This window comes from Neobacillus sp. FW104-15D2, assembly GCF_058790155.1.
This window is the reverse complement of sequence record NZ_JBYTCJ010000007.1, coordinates 84,986-103,411: the sequence shown is the minus strand read 5'-3', so window position 1 is coordinate 103,411 and position 18,426 is coordinate 84,986. Positions and strand designations below refer to the sequence as shown.

The 18,426-nt window shown below is 43.0% G+C and carries 17 protein-coding genes; 1 reads left to right on the top strand and 16 read right to left on the bottom strand.

Annotation, left to right across the window (positions count from 1 at the left end; all coding sequences use genetic code 11):
• Positions 1-32: 32 nt before the first annotated feature.
• Positions 33-332: a hypothetical protein gene (locus AC3WR0_RS07915; protein WP_492551796.1), complete on the top strand. Its 300-nt coding sequence runs from the start codon at positions 33-35 to the stop codon at positions 330-332.
• Between the two features lie 23 nt (positions 333-355).
• On the opposite strand, the gene AC3WR0_RS07910 is transcribed toward AC3WR0_RS07915, so the two are convergent.
• The 16 genes from AC3WR0_RS07910 to AC3WR0_RS07835 all read right to left on the bottom strand — a co-directional run bounded on the left by AC3WR0_RS07910 (position 356) and on the right by AC3WR0_RS07835 (position 18,299).
• Positions 356-1,567, bottom strand: a complete 1,212-nt coding sequence (locus tag AC3WR0_RS07910; RefSeq protein ID WP_492551795.1) for a CaiB/BaiF CoA transferase family protein — start codon at positions 1,565-1,567, stop codon at positions 356-358.
• A gap of 54 nt (positions 1,568-1,621) precedes the next feature.
• The gene (locus AC3WR0_RS07905) at positions 1,622-2,791 is read right to left on the bottom strand and encodes an acyl-CoA dehydrogenase family protein (protein ID WP_492551794.1); all 1,170 of its coding nucleotides are present in this window, start codon (positions 2,789-2,791) and stop codon (positions 1,622-1,624) included.
• 21 nt (positions 2,792-2,812) lie between these two features.
• Positions 2,813-3,613, bottom strand: a complete 801-nt coding sequence (locus AC3WR0_RS07900; protein ID WP_492551793.1) for an enoyl-CoA hydratase-related protein — start codon at positions 3,611-3,613, stop codon at positions 2,813-2,815.
• A 14-nt stretch (positions 3,614-3,627) separates the two neighbouring features.
• On the bottom strand, positions 3,628-4,560 hold the full coding sequence (locus AC3WR0_RS07895) for a hydroxymethylglutaryl-CoA lyase (RefSeq protein WP_492551792.1): 933 nt from the start codon (positions 4,558-4,560) through the stop codon (positions 3,628-3,630).
• Positions 4,561-4,701: 141 nt separating this feature from the next.
• Positions 4,702-5,283: a Fe-S-containing hydro-lyase gene (locus tag AC3WR0_RS07890; RefSeq protein WP_492551791.1), complete on the bottom strand. Its 582-nt coding sequence runs from the start codon at positions 5,281-5,283 to the stop codon at positions 4,702-4,704.
• A gap of 12 nt (positions 5,284-5,295) precedes the next feature.
• On the bottom strand, positions 5,296-6,147 hold the full coding sequence (locus AC3WR0_RS07885; protein WP_492551790.1) for a fumarate hydratase: 852 nt from the start codon (positions 6,145-6,147) through the stop codon (positions 5,296-5,298).
• Positions 6,148-6,168: 21 nt separating this feature from the next.
• Positions 6,169-7,683, bottom strand: coding sequence for an FAD-dependent oxidoreductase (locus AC3WR0_RS07880; RefSeq protein ID WP_492551789.1), 1,515 nt, complete (start codon positions 7,681-7,683; stop codon positions 6,169-6,171).
• Between the two features lie 643 nt (positions 7,684-8,326).
• Positions 8,327-9,676, bottom strand: a complete 1,350-nt coding sequence (locus AC3WR0_RS07875) for an MmgE/PrpD family protein (RefSeq protein WP_492551788.1) — start codon at positions 9,674-9,676, stop codon at positions 8,327-8,329.
• Positions 9,673-10,590 carry a succinate--CoA ligase subunit alpha gene (locus tag AC3WR0_RS07870; protein WP_492551787.1) on the bottom strand — a complete coding sequence of 306 codons (918 nt, stop codon included), beginning with the start codon at positions 10,588-10,590 and terminating at the stop codon, positions 9,673-9,675. Before AC3WR0_RS07870 ends, AC3WR0_RS07875 begins: the two co-directional genes overlap by 4 nt.
• A 1-nt stretch (position 10,591) precedes the next feature.
• Entirely contained in the window at positions 10,592-11,791 is a 1,200-nt protein-coding gene (locus tag AC3WR0_RS07865) for an ATP-grasp domain-containing protein (RefSeq protein WP_492551786.1), read from the bottom strand.
• A 58-nt stretch (positions 11,792-11,849) separates the two neighbouring features.
• Positions 11,850-12,515 (bottom strand): GntR family transcriptional regulator, encoded by a 666-nt coding sequence (locus AC3WR0_RS07860; RefSeq protein WP_492551785.1) that lies wholly within the window; start codon positions 12,513-12,515, stop codon positions 11,850-11,852.
• A 97-nt stretch (positions 12,516-12,612) separates the two neighbouring features.
• Positions 12,613-14,073 carry an SLC13 family permease gene (locus AC3WR0_RS07855; RefSeq protein WP_492551784.1) on the bottom strand — a complete coding sequence of 487 codons (1,461 nt, stop codon included), beginning with the start codon at positions 14,071-14,073 and terminating at the stop codon, positions 12,613-12,615.
• Positions 14,074-14,131: 58 nt separating this feature from the next.
• Positions 14,132-15,484, bottom strand: coding sequence for an MmgE/PrpD family protein (locus AC3WR0_RS07850; RefSeq protein WP_492551783.1), 1,353 nt, complete (start codon positions 15,482-15,484; stop codon positions 14,132-14,134).
• A gap of 17 nt (positions 15,485-15,501) precedes the next feature.
• The gene (locus AC3WR0_RS07845; protein WP_492551782.1) at positions 15,502-16,365 is read right to left on the bottom strand and encodes an HpcH/HpaI aldolase/citrate lyase family protein; all 864 of its coding nucleotides are present in this window, start codon (positions 16,363-16,365) and stop codon (positions 15,502-15,504) included.
• A 117-nt stretch (positions 16,366-16,482) separates the two neighbouring features.
• On the bottom strand, positions 16,483-17,751 hold the full coding sequence (locus AC3WR0_RS07840) for a TRAP transporter large permease (RefSeq protein WP_492551781.1): 1,269 nt from the start codon (positions 17,749-17,751) through the stop codon (positions 16,483-16,485).
• On the bottom strand, positions 17,748-18,299 hold the full coding sequence (locus tag AC3WR0_RS07835) for a TRAP transporter small permease (RefSeq protein ID WP_492551780.1): 552 nt from the start codon (positions 18,297-18,299) through the stop codon (positions 17,748-17,750). Before AC3WR0_RS07835 ends, AC3WR0_RS07840 begins: the two co-directional genes overlap by 4 nt.
• Between the last annotated feature and the right edge of the window lie 127 nt (positions 18,300-18,426).

Here is an 18,426-nt window from a genome sequence, read left to right as displayed (position 1 = left end):
AACTCAAAAAAGTAACGGAAGGGAGTTAACAAATGAATCACTTACAATTACAGCAAAATGTTTGCGAAAACTGTGGAGAAGCTCTTTTTGGAATGGAGGAACCAAATTCAAGCTCGAAAAAAGGCTTGATTTACGCGGCTTTCGGCTGGCTGTTCCTCGCTGTTTCTATCCTCTTTATGCCATTTGTGTTTGGAACGGCAGCATTTTTCATGGGATTGATGACTTTTTTAGAAAGAAGCCAAATTCACGGAGCCATTTTAGTATTCTTTGCTGCAATGACCACTATTTTCGGCACCCTCTTCAGCATTTTTGTCGCCGGGACGATGTTATAAAGAAAAGGGCTAAGACCGAATTATTAAATCGGCTTAGCCTCTTTCTCTTTTTGAATGGTTCCATCATTTAAAAACTGTTCTATTTCATCCTCCGTGTAGCCTAGTTTCTCTAAAATTTCTTTCGAATTCTCTCCCAGTTTCGGCGGTGCGTGGTGAATGGAAACTGGCGAGGTGCTGAGTTCGAAGGGGAGTCTTGGAAGCTTGAAGTTTTCAATGCTGGAATGATTTATACCTGTCCACATATTGATGGCTTCCGCCTGCTCATCCTGTACCACTTCTGAGATCTTCTTTACCTTCGAGGCTGGGACTCCCGCCTCAGCTAAAAGCTGAACCCATTCATCAGCGGTTTTTGATTGAAGAATATACTCAATCTCGACTCTTAAGTTTTCACGATTTTCCACACGCTCAGAGTTATTTTGATATCTCGGGTTCTCTGTCCATTCTTCTTTTCCTAGCACATTGCATAATCTCTTAAATAATGAATTATTTGAGATTCCTATTATGACTGGTGCGTCGCTTGCCTGAAAAGCTCCATATGGCGCGAAGGCAGTATGTCCGGCACCGTTTTTCTTCGGCTCTTTTCCAGTAGCAAGCCAAGATAACATATGATAGCCCACCCAGAAAACGCCAGTTTCATACAGAGAGGTTGTAACTAATTGTCCTTCCCCGGTTTTCTGTTTATGGAACAGAGCGGATATCACGCCGATGGCTCCCCACATCGCGCTTCCCTGATCGAGGACTGAAACGGGAACCCGTGCAATCTCCGCTCCTTCGGCTCCATTAATCCCAATAATACCCGAATCCGCCTGGGCAATTGCATCATACCCAGGCCTGTCGCGAAGAGGACCCTCCTGTCCATAAGCTGACAATGAGCAATAAACTAAAGAAGGATTGATGGCTTTTAATTTTTCATATCCGAGTCCCATTTTCTCGGCTTTTTTAAACCGGAAGTTTTCAACAAACACGTCAGCCGTTTTGACCAGATCATAAACGATTTGACGGCCGCTCTCTTTTTTCAAATCGACCACAATCGATTGCTTGTTTCTATTTATATGAAGAAAATAAACGCCTTCACCTTCCCAGAAGGGGCCCATCCCCCTTGAATCATCACCAATCTCCGGCCTTTCAATTTTAATAATCTCCGCACCCAGATCGCCTAGTATCATGGTTAGACTTGGTCCGGAGATATTCGTTGTTACATCTACTACTCTAATTCCGCTCAATGGTCCAGTCATGCTGCTCCTCCTTTTTTAAAAGAAAGGACCTGTCTGAAAAAGGTCCTTCTTATCCTAGAATGAACGTGGTAACCCAAGGATGTGCTGCCCTACGTAACTTACCACCAGGTTATTTGTAATTGGGGCTACGATAAACAAACGGGCTTCTCTAAACTTTCTTTCGATGTTGTATTCTTTAGCAAAACCGTAGCCGCCATAAGTGTCCATTGCCGCATTGGCTGCACGCCATGTGGCTTCAGAGGCAAGATATTTGGACATGTTTGCTTCTGCTCCGCAGTCCAGCCCCTCATCAAACATTTCTGCCGCTTTGTCTCTCATTAACTTTGCTGCCTGAATATCCATATAGGCGCGGGAAATCGGGAATTGCACCCCCTGGTTTTGACCGATTGACCTTCCAAATACCACTCGCTCATTTGCATATTGAACGGATTTATCAACGAAATACATGCCATCTCCAATGGATTCAGATGCGATCAGAATTCGTTCTGCATTCATTCCGCCTAACACATAACGGAAACCTTTTCCTTCCTCACCAATCAAATTCTCGACCGGGATTTCTGCCCCTTCAAAAAATACTTCTGTTGTTGCGTGGTTAATCATGGTATCAATTGGACGAATATCAATTTTTGAAGCCTGTTCCTTCATATCTAAAATGAAAAGGCTGAGTCCGTCTGTTTTCTTTGCAACCTGGTCCTTAGGCGTGGTTCTGGCTAGTAGCATCATTAAATCGGAATGCTCTGCCCTTGAAGTCCAGATTTTCTGACCGTGGACAACATATTTATCGCCGACTCTTTCGGCATAGGTTTGAATACTGGTTGTATCACTTCCTGCCGTTGGCTCCGTAATACCAAAAGCCTGCAGACGAAGCTCACCGCTTGCGATTTTTGGAAGGTAACGTTGTTTCTGGTCTTCATTTCCGTGTCTCAGCAGGGCTCCCATTGTATACATTTGAGCGTGGCAGGCTCCCGCATTACCGCCGGAACGATTTACTTCCTCCAGGATAATACATGCTTCCTTCATTCCAAGTCCGGCTCCCCCATACTCTTCCGGTATCAGAACAGAAAGCCAGCCCTCTTCTGTCAGAGCCTGAACGAAGGCAGTAGGATAAGCGCTTTTTTCATCTGTTTCTCGCCAATACGCCTCAGGAAAGCGCTCACATAAAGCTCTAACGCTTTTCCTTATCATTTCATGTTCCGTGTTTTCCGTCGTTTTTGTAGTTACCATTATAAAAACCTCCTAAATAAATTATTGGCCCTTCCATTCCGGACTGCGTTTTTCATTAAAGGCATAAATACCTTCCAGACGATCTTCAGAATTTGCACATTTATAATAGGCTTCCAATTCCAAAACAAGACCTGTGGCTAAATCTGTTTCTGTTCCCTTATTTACTGCCTTCTTTAGCGCTTTTAATGAAAGTGGCGCATTATTAGCGATTGTTTCGGCCAGTTTCAACGTTTCTTCTAACAGGCTCTCCTCGTCATAAACATGATTGATCAGCCCCCATTGTTTTCCCTCTTCGGCTGTAATCCGTTTTCCTGTGAAGAGAATTTCTTTTGCTAATCCTACTGGAAGAATGCGCGGCAGAAGCTGGGTGCCTCCAATGCCTGGAATTAAACCAAGCTTGGCCTCCGGCAGTCCTAATCCTGAATGCTCTGCAGCTGTTCTGGTATCGCAGCTAAGCGCTATTTCAAGTCCTCCGCCAAGGGCATAGCCGTTTATCGCACCTATTACGGGATACGGAAACTCACGGATACCTTCTGTTACTTTTTCAAAATAATCATGCTGCTTTTTCCAGTCCTTCTGTGACATTCCATTGCGCTCTTTTAAATCTGCTCCGACACAAAAACTTTTTGAACCGGCACCGGTCAGAATTAAAACACGGACATTGTCTTCATATTTTAATTCCTCCAGTGCATCGATCAGTTCTAAAGCCATTTTTGTATTCATGGCGTTCATCGATTCAGGCCGGTTTAACGTTAAAACAGCAATTCCCTGGTTACCTTCCGCCCTTGTTAATTTAATAGTTTCAAAGGTTTTTACTAGCATTTATTTTCATCTCCTTAACTTGTCACTTTATTGGGTACAGGATACAAGCGGGAGCTTTTCCCTGCTTTTACTACCTGGCCAGACAATTCGTGTCCGAGCAGCTCCTTCAGCCTATGGGATGCATCAATTAATTGATCGAGATTAATAGAAGTATGAACTCCCATTTCCTCTAACATGTGGACGACATCCTCTGTACAAACATTACCTGTTGCACCTGGAGCAAATGGGCAGCCGCCGATACCCCCAAGCGAAGCATCAAAAATCGTTATCCCTGCTTCTAATCCTGCAACAATATTCGCAAGGCCCATTCCCCTGGTGTTATGAAAATGACAGCCAAACTCGACATTCTTGAATTCGTTTACTGCTTGTTTCGTTAATTGATAGACTTGTTTCGGATTTGCCATACCTGTTGTATCTGCCAGGGTAATTCTTTTGATGTTATGTAATAGAAGTTGTTCGATAATGTTCATGATGCGCTGTGGCGGGACAGATCCTTCAAAAGGACAGCCGAATGAGGTAGCAATTGTAACGTTAAGAGCTATTTCGTTATCTGATGCATATTGAGATAAGTTTCTAAAGCTTTCTAATGATTGTTCAGCAGTTTGCCGGACATTTTGCTGATTGTGTGTGTTACTCGCAGAAAAAACATAATTAACCGAGTTGACACCATTTTGTTTTGCCAGCTCCAGTCCCTTTAAATTGGGGATCAGCGCGACCAGCTCTGTTTCCGGGAATTCTTTAATCTCATGATAAAACTCGGCTGTATTCGCCATTTGCGGAACCAGTCTTGGATGGACAAAGGATCCAAATTCAATCTCTGAGACATTGGCCATTTGCAATAAATAAAAAAGCTCCAATTTCTCGTCAACGGTTAATATTTTCGGCTCTAACTGCAGTCCATCCCGCAAGCCTACTTCATATAACGTGACTTGATCAGCTAATTTCATCCTAATTTGATTCCTCCATCAAAAAAATAGGTTTGCCTATATAAACAGGATACTGTATCCAATATGCAATTTCAAATATTTTTAAGAAAATTCGAAAATTAAATTATATTCAGTTTTTAATTGATCCAGCAAGACCCCGTATCATAGGTCCTGCAGTCCCACATTATTTGTATGCTCTTGGAATTGCTGTTTGCCGATTTGGTACCAATCATTTCCCTCACTGTCTATAATGACAACAGCAGGAAAATCTTTAATGGATAGTTTATAAATTGCTTCAGGACCGAGATCCTCATAAGCAATCACTTCCATTGATTTAATAGATCTGGCAATAAGGGCACCCGATCCGCCGATTGCAGCAAAATAAACGGCTTTATTTTTTTTCATGGATTCAATGACCTCGGGGCTTCGGTATCCCTTTCCAACCATCCCCTTTAATCCCAGGTCTAATAAGGCAGGCGTATACTTATCCATCCGGCCGCTCGTAGTTGGGCCTGCAGAGCCAATCACCTGACCGGGTTTGGCAGGTGTTGGTCCAACATAGTAAATCGTTTGTCCGGAGATATCAAAGGGCAAAGCCTCCCCTTTTTCAAGGGCTTCTGCCATTCTTTTATGGGCGGCATCCCTGGCGGTGTAAATCGTACCGCTTAACATTACCCTGTCCCCGGCTTTTAATTTCAGTAATTCCTCTTCTGTTATTGGATTGGTTATGTGATGAGCTGGCAAGATTACTCCCTCCTATATTCGTACCTCTTTATGCCTGCTGGCGTGGCAGTTTAAATTCACTGCAACCGGCAGCGCGGCTATGTGGCATGGTTCAATCTCAATTTTCACATCAAGAGCTGTGGTATTACCGCCCATCCCTTGAGGGCCGATCCCCAGCTGATTGATTTTTTCCATTAACTCTGTTTCTAGTTCTGCAATTTCCGGCCGCTCACTTCGATGTCCAATTTGACGGAATAAAGATTTTTTCGCGAGGTAGGCACAGCGCTCAAAATTCCCGCCAATCCCGACTCCTACAACTAATGGCGGACAGGCATTCGGACCAGCCTGTGCTACTACACTTAAAATATAGTCTTTAATTCCTTCTAATCCATCTGCAGGCTTTAGCATTTTTAAAGCACTCATATTTTCACTGCCGCCGCCTTTTGCCGACATATGTATGACCAGTTCTTCACCCGGTACGAGCTCAATATGAATGATGGAGGGCGTGTTGTAGCCTTTACTCTTTTCCCGTGTGATAGGATGATCTACTATGGAGTGCCTTAAATAGCCCTCTTCGTACCCTTTCTTCACGCCTTCATTAAGCGCGTCATAAAGCCTTCCGCCTGTAATATGGCAATCCTGGCCAACTTCTACAATAAAAACAGAAACCCCAGTATCCTGGCACATGGGGACACGTTCCGATCTGGCGATATCAGCATTTAGAATCAGCTGTTCCAAAATGTCCTTGCCTGTCTCAGACGTTTCCTTTTTCAATGCGGACTGGAAGGCTTGAACAACGTCCTGGCCTAACTCGAAATTAGCCTCTTGACACATTTTCGCCACCCGGCTGACTATCTCTTCATAAGCAATGGTTCGCAAAGCCATCTTCCCCTTTGTTTTTTAAAATTAAGACCTTTCACTGGCAAAATTATTTGTGAATTGAATCTCTTTCTCCCGAATGACAATATTCCCTTCCCATTCCTTCTTTTCCTCTTTTATATCCTGGATAATATGAGCTCCTCTGCTTTCTTTCCTGGCAGCCCCAGCGAAAGCAGCAGACCAGGCAGCTCTGACCTTATCCTGCAGCACCAGAGCGATTACTCCTTTTTCTTCACATAATTCTTCCGAAAGGGCATCCAGCTCTTTTTCTGCCTGTTCGAGTGAGCTTGTTGTTCTTTCAATTCCTACATACTTCCACATGATTTCTTTAACTCTCTGAGTCACTTCAAGCTCTTTTCCGGGCGCCATTGTACTATCCATATTTAATTGGATTTCCTTTTTTTGAACTGCCGCCCCTTCCTCGACAGCCATTTTTCCGGCGCGGTGACCAAATACAAGCGATTCCGTTAAAGAACCACCGCCAAGCCGGTTGGCTCCATGAAGACCGCCAGCCGCTTCGCCGCAGGCATATAATCCTGGTAAATTCGTTCTGCCCCATTCGTCCACCTTGATCCCGCCCATGCAATAATGCTGAACAGGATACATTCTCCACTCACCCTGATAACCCTTTTTAACAAATCGGTAGAGGTACGGACTATGTTGTTCCAAGTCTTTAGGCTCCACATTAGAAAAATCGAGTAATACTTTTTCCTGCTTAAACATTTGATAGCTGAGAACATCTCTGGTTTCCAGCTCTTTTCTTGGAAAACCCTCCATAAACCGTTCTGATTCTTCGTTTAGAAGGATTGCTCCCTTGCCAAAAACCCTTGTCATCACATCAAGGTTGGCAGGGTGCTGCAGACGGTAAGGATAGAATTGCACAAATTCCATATCGACAAGCTTTGCGCCATGTCGCCACGCCATTCCAATGCCTTCACCGGAAACATCCTTTGGATTGTCGGTAGATGAATAGAGCCCTCCAAACCCGCCTGTCGCCAGAATGACTGAAGGAGCATAGAAAGCGAGCAATTCCTGGCCGTTTTGGACGACGACACCCTTAACTCGTTGGTCCTCCCTAATTAAATCAACCAAAGATGATTTTTCGAAAAGCTCAGTTCCTATTTCAAGTGCAAACTCTCTTAAAATCTTTGTAGTGTTTTTTCCAAGCCCATTCGCAGCATATATCCGTCGGGGATGTGAATGCCCAGGTGTGCTGATAACCTCTTCCCTTTCCAGCTCTACCCCATATTTCGTTTCAAGCTCGCTTACTCTGGCGGTACATTCCTCGGCCAGAATCCTTGCTAACGTTCGATTAGCGAGAAATCTGCTGCCGTGGATAATATCATCGAAAAAGGTCTCCGGTGAATCTCCCGGCGAAAAGATAGAGGAATGAACACCATCCGAAATAACGGACGAACCTCCAAACCCCGCTTTCCCTTTTGTGACGAGAGCCACCCGTGCTCCTTCTTCCTTCGCTGAAATCGCGGCAGCAAGCGCCGCTTGCCCGCCGCCTATCACGATAACATCATAAAAATTATTCACTTTTGGAATCACCTCCAATTTGTGTTTTTCGTAATTTAAATGGGCGAGAATTTTGCCGTTGAGTTTCTGTTAGAGGACATTTACTTTACTCGATAACGATTCCTCTCTAAAAACCGAAAACGATTCCGCAAAATACCCAACGAGAGAACCGTCCGATCAGGCATTTCACTGGCTGCCCGGGCTAATTTTGTTCGAGAGAATCAAACGCATATCATCCTAGGGCGCCAACCCTGTTTTTGTCCTTGAGAGCCGGGCTTTCGGACCTTTTTCTGGCTGCCCAGACCCGTTTTGTCCGAGAAAACCTGGCTCTCGGCAGATTTTCCTGGCATCCCAGAGCGTTTTTATCCAAAAAAAACATCTTAAGGAAAAGAATGCATGTTTTTTAAAAAGAAATGCACGAAATCGAGAAAGGAATGCACGATTTCTTTGAGGTAATGTACGGTTTTCCAAACTTAATGCACGATTTTTCACACTTAATGCACGTTTTCCCAAACATAATGCATGTTTTTCCAGGAAGAATGCACGGTTGCTCCATATAGTGCAGGGTTTCTCCAAGTAATGCACGGTTTCCACTAGTAATGCACGGGTTCAAAACTTAATGCACAATTTCTTCTTTCCCTGATTACCTCACAGAGAGGTTTCTCTATCTAACCCCTATTACTTTACGAGAAAACCATTCTCTTGTACTAATTTGATCTAATTTAAAAATAGCCTCAACATCTTCCAAAGGATTCTCTAGTTTATCTGCTGTCATGGCGATAAACTTTTGAATTAATTCCTCTTTGCTGGCCATTTTTTCAGGATCACCTTTTGGATAGTCCGTTGCTTCACTAAAAACGCGGCCGTCCTCCAGTTCGACTTCTACTTTGGCTCCCCACTTTTCCGGGTATGCCTCTTCATAATAAGAATCGACCAAGACTTCCACTTTTCCTATTAGCTCAACGATCTCTGGATCTCGTAAACTTTCAACAGAAAAGTCTCTTAATGAAGCTGATCCCTTAACTGCTGCTAAACCTGCGCAGAACTGGCTGCTGAATTTGGAGGCATATACTGTACCTGGATTTACATTATCCGTAATATTGAGTACAGTTTGATAGGTGTTAACCGTAATCTTTTTTATATCTTGGTACGAAATGGCGTGTTTGTTCATGATGTCGAGGACACAATCCATTGCAGGGTGAGTGTGGCGGCAAGAGGCATGTATTTTGAAGCTGTTCTCGGTAATCTTAAATTCGCTGCCAAGGTTTGCCGTAATTTTTGAAGGGTCCGCAGCCTCTGACATGGACTCAAAAAACCCTCTTTTACCTTCTAAAATTCTGGAAGCCCCAGTAAAGTTCTTTTTTGCAAGGACAGCAGCAAGGGTACCGTTGAAGGCAGCTTTAGCTGTGTGAAGCTGTTTGGTGTTGGCTCCGTCTTCAATGAATTCCCAAAGACCAGCAGCCTGGCTGCCCGCATTTCCAAGTGCATACACTGTTTGTTCCACATTTAAATTTAATAGTTTCGCGACGGCCGCAGCAGATCCGAAAGTTCCGCAAGTGGCTGTATTATGCCAGAAATAATAGTGGGACGGTGACACCGCTTCTCCGATCCGGTAGCAGACCTCATACCCCACAACCACGGCAGTAATTAAGTCCTTCCCGCTTAAATCGTATGCTTCTGCCACTGCAACTGCTGCCGGAATAACGACTGTGGCCGCATGGATAATAGAAGATTTATGAATATCATCAAGCTCCACGATATGGCTGGAAGCGGCATTGACTAAAACGGCGTTGCCAATCGAGGATCTACCTCCTGTCACCAGGCTTGCCTGCTCATGGCCGCCCCACTCTTCCATGAGTTCCTTTATGGCCTGGATAGGGGGTTCGTCCTTTCCGGCAACTGCCGATCCATACCAATCGAGGATACAGATTTTCGTGAATTCAACAACATCCTTTGGCAAGTCTTCAAAACGAATCTTGCAAGTGTATTCAGCTAACGTCTTTGACAGTGTCATCGTACCTTCCCCACCTTTTCTCCTAAAATTGTTTTTAAAACTTCAAGAATATCATCATATCGATCTACTACATGTGCCCCTGCTTCTCTAAGCGCTTTCATTTTTAAGGAAGGGCGGCCAATATCTCCGGAAATCATCGCACCTGCATGACCAAACACAGTTCCTTCTGGCAGATTTTCTGTGAATTTTCCGGACACAAACGAGATTAACGGCTTGGTAAATCCGCCTTCTTTTAAAAATTGAGCCGCTTCTTCTTCGAAGGATGTACCAGGCTCTGAAAACGTAACAACCGCCTCTGTTTCCTCATCCTTTTCAAATAGGGCCAATAAATCCTTGATGGTAGTTCCTATTAAACTATCTCCGCCAATTCCAATACTGGTGGTGACACCAAATCCAGCACGCTTTACCATCCAGGAAGTTTCTCCCGTCATGCCTCCGCTTCTGGAAATGACTCCTACTTTGCCAGGAACAAAACAGCGTTCTGGCCGGTCGCCACCTATTGAACCCATTTTGATTCTATCTTTAGGATTGATCATGCCAACCGTATTCGGCCCGATAATCGTAACGCCTTCCTTCCTGGCTGCATAAAGCATTTTAACGGCATCGAGCTGAGGGATATTTTCTGTCGTTACTACAATAAGTTTGATCCCCTGATGAATTGACTCAAGCACCGCATCCAGCGCAAATGCAGGCGGGACAATGACAAGGCTTGCGTTTACGTTATGTTTCTGAACCGCCTCTTCCACTGTATCGTAAACGGGAATGCCCTGAACAAACTGGCGGCCCTTACCAGGAGTAATTCCGGCATAAATCTTGGTACCGTACGCCAATGTGTGATTTACGACCATAGAAGCTTCTCGGCCAGTAATTCCCTGCACAACGATTCGCGTATTTTCATTGATTAGAATTGCCATGTCAGTTCACCCCCTCCATTCTTTTGGCCATTTCGGCTGCTGCTTCTTCAATCGTACGGTCTTCCCCGAAATAGGTAATCCCCGCCTCGGTAAAAATGCGCTTTCCTTCCTCGTCATTGACTCCAGCCTGCCTCACGACAATTGGAAAAGAATTTAGGTCAAGCTTCAGCTCATTTATCGCCCTGACAATCCCTTTCGCCATGACATCAATTTGAGTATTGTTCGTAATGTTTTGCGATACAAATAGGCCCTTTATTCCGGTTTTCGATAAAATTCCTTTCGTCAACCCATACACTTTTTCTTCCGGAGGATTTCCTCCAGTTTCCGTATAATTAGCCGGCTCTGCCCCTAAATTAACCAGCGCATCAAAGCTTAACAGGCTTCCGCCTCCGCCGCCGCACATAAATCCGATATTTCCTCCATCCATTTCCGTATATCTCGCTGTACCGCGGTAGTCTGCGTCATTAACTTTTACCATCTCTTTTTCCAACTCTGTTAATGGCCTCCACGAGCGTTCACTGCCCGATTCCACTTGGCCCGCAAGCTCCGGCTGGCGATAAAGGGAGGAATCATCAATTCCCATTACTGAAGCAGCTGCCATCACATCTTCATTTCTTGTCAGGACAAGCGGGTTAACCTCTAAAATATAGCAATCATATTTTGTAAAAACTTCATACAGCCTGCATAATACAGAAGTTGCCTTGATCAGCGGTTTGCCAGTCACACCAAGACTGCTCCAGATCTCTTTCGCCTGATAGGGCTGCAATGAAAGAAAAGGATCGATATGCTGAATGACAACCTTTTCGGGGGAATCTTTTACGAGATCCTCCACCTCTACTCCGCCTTCAGTCGTTGCAATGATTACCGGCAATTGTTTCTGGCGGTCAATCGTAATCGAAACATACCACTCTTCATCAATGTCGATTTTTTCTTCTAAAAGAAGTTTTTCAACAGGGTAGTTTCGTACTGACATCTTCAAAAGTTCTTCTGCATGGGACTTTGCTTCCTCTACCGTGTCAGCAAACTTAATTGCCCCAGCTTTTCCCCGTTTCCCTACAGGAACGAGTGCCTTTAAAACACACGGAGTCTGTAAATGCTTCTCCGTAATTTCTTTTGGTGAGGAAATGACCCAATGGTTCGGCACAGGAACCCCATTTTGTTTTAAAAGTGCCTTACTTGCATCCTCTAGCATTCTTCCCATTTTGGCACCGCCTTTTTTTGGATATTGGATACAAAATTATTTTTAAAAAAAGAGGGCATTATTTCTGCGCCTCTTCTTTTAAGCTTTTTACTAATTTTTCTCCAGTTCGTGAAATATGCTTGGAAACAAGATATGCGGCTGTTTCCTTATCTTTGTTCACTACTGCATTCAAAATGCTTCTGTGTTCAACATTGGATGTTTCTTTTTGTCCGGTTAAAATGTGAGGTGTCTGCTGAGGAAGCCCATTCCATAAATTGCTGATAATAGAATTTAGGCGCTCCCACTTGCAGTTTTTCATTAATAAACGATGAAATTCTATGTTATATTCGATAAATTCATCAACATCCTGTGCCGCTTCCATATGTTCAACCAATGTGGTTAGCTGGCGATGATCATCTTCAGACAAATGTTCCACACTCTGATATACGGCCATTTTTTCCAATTCGGCTCTGAGTGTATAAATTTCTTCAATATCGCTTACATTAATCGGTTTAACAACCGCTCCCTTATGAGGCTCGAGTATGATAAGTCCTTCGGATTCCAGTTTTCTAAAAGCTTCGCGTATTGGCATCCGGCTTACACCCATTGCATCAGCCAATTCCGATTGCTTAAGCCTTTCCCCCGGTTTAAAATCCCCTCGTAAAATTGCCTCGCGAATACGGTTGCATACTTTTAAGTGCAAGGTATCTCTGTTTTCAATAAGGAGTCCATTTTTTTCAATCATATTTTAACTACCTTTCTTAGCCTACTGTACCATTTAGAATACAAAATCTATTGTAACTTGTCGATACAATTATTGGTATTTTTACTAATATTCCTTTTTATAGCAATCCCAGCCAATTCCACCATGTCACAGCAACCAATACTACGACGAGACTCATCAAGATCGTTAACCAAAGCCCGGGCATAAAAAACTCCTTTTGCTGTATTCGCCCCGAGCTATAGACAATGATGTTGGGAGTTGACTCAACTACAAGAATATATCCATGTAAACAGGCTAATGAGGCAGTCATACATATGAGTACGGGGTCTGCACCCGCTTTGGATGATAATCCTATGAAAATAGGAACAAGTGTTACAACTGCCGTAGAAACGTTGGCGACTGCTAAGTGAAGGATATGCGTGATGACTAAAATCGCTATAACCGCTACAACGGGTGACCGTAGCAAGTCAAGAATCCAATCTGTGCTTAAACTTTCTCCCACAAACTTAGCGGCACCTGATTTATTAAAAGCATAACCAAGTGACAGTGTCGCCCCAATGAGTAGGACCGTATCAAAATTGATCTTTACCAAGTTATCCCACTTAGTAAAGCCAATGCCCGGCAAAGCCATTAAAACAACTCCGATAAGCGCCGGTATACTCGAATTCAAACCATGTATGGGTTCAGTGAACCATAATGCCACAATGATCATTAAAATGATTAAACACTTTTTTTCATTTTTATTTAAGGTACCTAGTTCAGCCAGTTTCTTTTCAAGTTCTTCTTTCACATGAGGAAAATTTCTCTCTTCCTCCGATAGTGGGAAGCATTTCAATAACAAGTACCAAGCCACGGGAATCATAATCAGCCAGATTGGAAAGGAATAGGTGAACCACTGAATATAGGTAATTTTAATACCTAAAAACTCTTTTAATAGTTCAACCGTCAATATGTTCCCTATCGCAGCTGTCATGATAGCTGTACCGCTGATCGTACCACCGAAAGCCACTCCAAGGAGAATCATTTTTCCCAAATTCCCTTTAGCCTTCTCGCCTATAATATCAAGTGACATGGTTGCCACCGGCAGCATCAAGGTTGTCCGAACTGCAGCAGCCGGTATAAAAAGGGACTGGATTTGCGGGAGGATCATGATACAGGCAAGCAGCCCCTTGGCTGTACCTCCCCATTTAGACAAGAAAATATATGCCATTCTTTTCGTAAGCGTTGTATCATTTACGCCTTTTGCCAGCATCATCCCGGCAATGATCAGAAATACCGCCGGTGAGGCAAAACCACTGTATACGATGTCTGTGTCAGCTACACCGAATACAAACATAAGAACCAGTAAAATGACAGCAGTCAAACCAATCGGGATTGGTTCAAACGTCCAATAGAAAACACTTAACGCCAAAAGAGCCAGCATGATCCTTGCTGATTGTGTATAGTCTGCTGGAAGCACCAAATAAATTCCTACCGTCAAAACTACACCCAGAAATAAAGTCATCAATCTGCTGATTTCTGGTTTAGGCAGGGGCTTTGTTTTTGGGATTACATTCACCCTCGTATTTGAGGAAGCCATAACCTTCTCCTTTTCATACGAAATGCTCGTACCGGGGACATGATTCCCCGGCAGCCTTTTAATATTGGTTTGCGGTCTGAGCCGGTTTGCAAAGGCTGAAGAACTCTGATAAATCCTCCTGCTCTTCAAAGCGGTTAACAAGGTCAATCAGCGAACTTTTCGCGTTTGTACTGATAATATCCCCTGTAACATCATAAAATTTATCCTTTAATTGCTCAGTGGTCATAGGAGTATCGGCACTGCCAATTGCATGCTCAATAAATTGAGTGATTTCCCTGCCATCTGCCAGTTTTACCTGGACATTGACCTGATCCTCTTTAATATTTTCGTCGATTACTAGATTAATTTTGTTACGTAGCTCTTTAGCTTCCTGGCAGTTAATGTATTCATCTGTGAACTCATATACTCCGGCCTTCAGATTAAAGAATCCCGCAGCGACACAGTGGTATACGCTAAATTTCCCTTCAAGACCAGTGGAAAGTTCAGTTTTACCCGTAAGCTCTTTAACAAGGGGATGAGCTGAAATTGTAATGGATTCCACTTCTTCCGCCTGAAGCTTATGTTCCTTTTGAATCGTAATAATCGCATCGATCGCTGGATGGGTAACGATACCACTCGCAAACGGCTTATAGCTGTTTTTCTCAACCTCCCATTTTTCGCCCCAGTTTTCGGTGATAAGCTCCGATTTATTTTCTTCTGAGGTTACTTTAAGGAATCCCCTCTCGGCCTCCAACGGCTTCACTGAACTGGTGAATCCCTGTCCGCCAACAAGAGCTGCAAGAAGACCATTCATGGCGGCTTTTCCTGGGTGATAAGGTTTTGTCATGGTTCCGAACATTTCGCGTAAACCGGTCGGATCCGTTGCTGCAATCCCGAGAGCATAAATCGTTTTTTCAACATCTAATCCCATTAATTTACTGATGGCAGCAGCTGCCCCTATTCCTCCGACACTGCCTGTAATATGCCAGCCTCTCCAATAGTGGGATGGATACACACTTAAAGCCAGTCTCGCTTCTACCTCACAGCCAATAATAAAAGCCTCCAATACTTCCTTACCAGTTTTCTTCTCTTTCTCTGCATAAGCTAAAATGGCTGGAAAAACCGGTGCGGAAGGATGTAAAACTGTTTCTAACAGCGTATCGTCAAAATCATAGATATGCGAAGACATACCATTTAACAAAGCTGCAAAAAGCATGTCTACTTTTTCATCTCTCCCTAAAACGGTAGCCTGCGGCTGGCTGGAGGTCATTTTAGCCACATTTAAAACCATCTCCATTGATTCATGGTTTGCCGCACCAATTGCCACGCCAAGCCAGTTTAATAGGCTTCGTTTTGCTTCATGAATCGCATTCTCACTAAACTGTTCATATGAAGTATTTGTTATATGCTGTGCTAGAGTTTTCGTTACCATCTTTATTCCTCCAAAATTTATATTTCTTGCAAGCCAGCAAACTCTACTAAACCTTTTGCTTTTTTATAAACAGGGTAATCCACCAGTTTGTTCCCTACTGAGATAGAAGCGATTCCCTGCTGTTCGGCAGTTTCAAAAGCACTCACGATTTCCAAAGCAGCTTCAACTTCTTGTTTACTTGGTGTAAAAACAGTATGAATAGGCTCCAGCTGTTTTGGATGAATTGCTAATTTTGCTTTATATCCCAGCTTCCTTGCCCTTTGCGCCTCATCTGATAATCCTGCTTCATTGGCAAGGTCGGGATAAACAGCGTCCACAGGGCTTCCAATTCCTGCAGCCCTTGAGGCATTCACAATTTGTGACCTTGCATAAAGCAGCTCGGTTCCATCACTGCTAAGCTCACAATCTATGTCCAGAGAATAATCAATCGATCCAAAGACAAGCCTTTTAATAAAATAATGGGCTGTAGCAATTTCATATGCGAATTGTATTCCCCTGGCTGTTTCAATTAAGGGAAGAACAGCAAACAAATGCGGGTCCCTATTATTTCTTTCTAAAAAAGAAACCGCAGCTTCACAAAGGACTTTCATGCTGACCGCACTCTCTGCCTTTGGAACAACCACACCGGTGGCACCGCCTTGTATCGCAGCCTGTAGATCTTCACGCCACCAATTAGTGGTTACATCATTTATTCTGATAAAAACGTCCTTATGAAATTCGGTGTTTTGGAGATAGGTCCTGGCACGTTCCCTTGCAGCTGTTTTTTCAGAAATCGCAACCGCATCCTCTAAATCAAATATGACACTATCAGCATGACTGGCTAACGCCTTATCAAACATTTTGGCAGATGTTGCAGGTACAAAAAGATAAGAACGAGTCAATTCTATTAATCCCCTTTCCCTCTGGGATATTGGATACAAAAATTCACAGCATCTGCCCCTATTTTTATAGAGGCAGCAAATCCTGTATGTATCAGCTTTTATAAAAATACCGACTGGTTATTTAGCTAAATACAAAGATAACTGTGGGAAGAGAATTACAAGCACAAGAGCTAGAATCATTAGTCCAAAGAATGGTATAACCCCTTTCACCACTTCTCCTACTTTTTCTCTGGTAATACCACTGACCACGAATAGATTCAGTCCCACCGGAGGAGAAATCATGGCAAGCTCCATATTGATCGTCATGATGATTGCGAAATGAATTATGTTAATATTGAAAAGCACTAGGACTGGAAGCAGGATTGGCAGTGTAATCAATATGATCGCCACGGAATCAAGGAACATTCCCAGAACGAAGAACATTAAGTTAACACCAATCATAAATATCCACTTATTTGACGTACTAGCCTCAATCCATGTAGCGAATTCCTGCGGTACCTGCTCAGTTGTCAGGAACATTCCGAAAATCATGGCGGAAGCGATAACCAGGAAGATCATTGATGTGATATTAATAGATTCTTTTAAAACCTCTCTAAATTTAGGGAATGACATTTCTCTATAAATAAAGACAGAAACAATAATTCCGTAGAAGCAGGAAACAAATGCTGCCTCGGTTGGAGTAACAATCCCACTGTAAATTCCTCCGAGAATTAGAACTGGAAGCAAAAATCCCCAGGTAGCCTTTGCAGTCTTTTTCCATCTTATATTCATTGGTTCCTTTTCCAATTTACCGTAATTATGTCTCCTTGCATGGATAACAGCCGAGATTAATAGAATTCCCCCAAGCAAGAAACCAGGGATGATACCTGCGGAGAAAAGCTTTCCTACAGATTCTTCTGCAACTGTTCCATAAATGATTAATGGAATGGAAGGCGGAATTAAGATCCCCAGAGTTCCAGATGCAGCAACAAGCCCCATTGCGTATCTTTTGCTGTATCCGGCATTCACCATACCAGGAATCATAATACTTCCGATAGCGGCAGCAGTAGCCGGACTTGAACCGGAGATAGCCGCAAAAATCATACAGGCTAAAACAGTAATAACTGCAAGTCCTCCACGTATATGTCCTACCCATGACTTTAAGGCTTCAATTAAATAGAATGAAATGCCGCCTTTTGACATAATAATACCCGCAAAAACAAAGCCGGGAATCGCCATCAAAGTAGCCGAGTTCAATGAGTTAAACATCTTCTGTATAACGGTATAAAGAGTAAAGTCAGCCATAGATAGTGCAACAATGCTGGACAATCCTAAGCTGACAGCTATCGGAACGCGAATTAAGCAAAGGACCGCAAAAAGGATAAATAAGACTAAGACTGGATTCATGCGCCTACCCCTTTCTCATTAGAATTCTCTTCTTGCATTGTTTCATATAAATGCTCAATTTCACCGACGAGTTCATGATGGCTTCCTTTCATCGCTCTGTAAGCCTTTACAAAAAAGTAGAATCCTAGTAAGCCCATTCCAACCGGAAGAACAAGATAGGAAATCCAAATTGGGATTCCCACATCAATCGTTTTTATCCCCTGTTGCTTTGAAAGCGTTATCAATTGAATGGATGAATAAGCAAGATAAACAGCATAAAATCCACCGATAAGATTAGCAAGAGTAGCAACAATTCTTTTTGCACCCTTTGGAAGCATATCAAATAATATTTCCACTTGAATATGCCTGTTGTCTTTTAGTGCCAGTCCAAATCCAATAAAGATAGACCAAGTTAATAAAAACTCGAATATTTCGGTAATCCAGGATTCTGGTGCATTTAAAACATACCTTGTAAAAACCCCATACAAACTGACGATAACGCCTCCGATAAATAGCACTCCTGCTGTTCCTTCTTCGATGAGATCAAGCCATTTAAAGAGTTTTTTCATAAAAATCAACTCCTTTTTTTATGTGATTTGCAGATTGTATCCAATATACACTTGGAATTAATTCTAAATATACAAGATGTAGGATGGAAAAGTAAACAGAAAATTTTATCTTTTTTATATTTTTTGT

Excerpts from the sequence above, each read along its gene's own strand:
- AC3WR0_RS07835 (WP_492551780.1), bottom strand. The coding sequence starts at position 18,299 with ATGAAAAAACTCTTTAAATGGCTTGATCTCATCGAAGAAGGAACAGCA.
- AC3WR0_RS07895 (WP_492551792.1), bottom strand. The coding sequence starts at position 4,560 with ATGAAATTAGCTGATCAAGTCACGTTATATGAAGTAGGCTTGCGGGAT.
- AC3WR0_RS07905 (WP_492551794.1), bottom strand. The coding sequence starts at position 2,791 with ATGGTAACTACAAAAACGACGGAAAACACGGAACATGAAATGATAAGG.
- AC3WR0_RS07860 (WP_492551785.1), bottom strand. The coding sequence starts at position 12,515 with ATGATTGAAAAAAATGGACTCCTTATTGAAAACAGAGATACCTTGCAC.
- AC3WR0_RS07915 (WP_492551796.1), top strand. The coding sequence starts at position 33 with ATGAATCACTTACAATTACAGCAAAATGTTTGCGAAAACTGTGGAGAA.
- AC3WR0_RS07865 (WP_492551786.1), bottom strand. The coding sequence starts at position 11,791 with ATGGGAAGAATGCTAGAGGATGCAAGTAAGGCACTTTTAAAACAAAAT.
- AC3WR0_RS07885 (WP_492551790.1), bottom strand. The coding sequence starts at position 6,147 with ATGGCTTTGCGAACCATTGCTTATGAAGAGATAGTCAGCCGGGTGGCG.
- AC3WR0_RS07850 (WP_492551783.1), bottom strand. The coding sequence starts at position 15,484 with ATGGTAACGAAAACTCTAGCACAGCATATAACAAATACTTCATATGAA.
- AC3WR0_RS07855 (WP_492551784.1), bottom strand. The coding sequence starts at position 14,073 with ATGGCTTCCTCAAATACGAGGGTGAATGTAATCCCAAAAACAAAGCCC.
- AC3WR0_RS07870 (WP_492551787.1), bottom strand. The coding sequence starts at position 10,590 with ATGGCAATTCTAATCAATGAAAATACGCGAATCGTTGTGCAGGGAATT.
- AC3WR0_RS07840 (WP_492551781.1), bottom strand. The coding sequence starts at position 17,751 with ATGAATCCAGTCTTAGTCTTATTTATCCTTTTTGCGGTCCTTTGCTTA.
- AC3WR0_RS07900 (WP_492551793.1), bottom strand. The coding sequence starts at position 3,613 with ATGCTAGTAAAAACCTTTGAAACTATTAAATTAACAAGGGCGGAAGGT.
- AC3WR0_RS07910 (WP_492551795.1), bottom strand. The coding sequence starts at position 1,567 with ATGACTGGACCATTGAGCGGAATTAGAGTAGTAGATGTAACAACGAAT.
- AC3WR0_RS07875 (WP_492551788.1), bottom strand. The coding sequence starts at position 9,676 with ATGACACTGTCAAAGACGTTAGCTGAATACACTTGCAAGATTCGTTTT.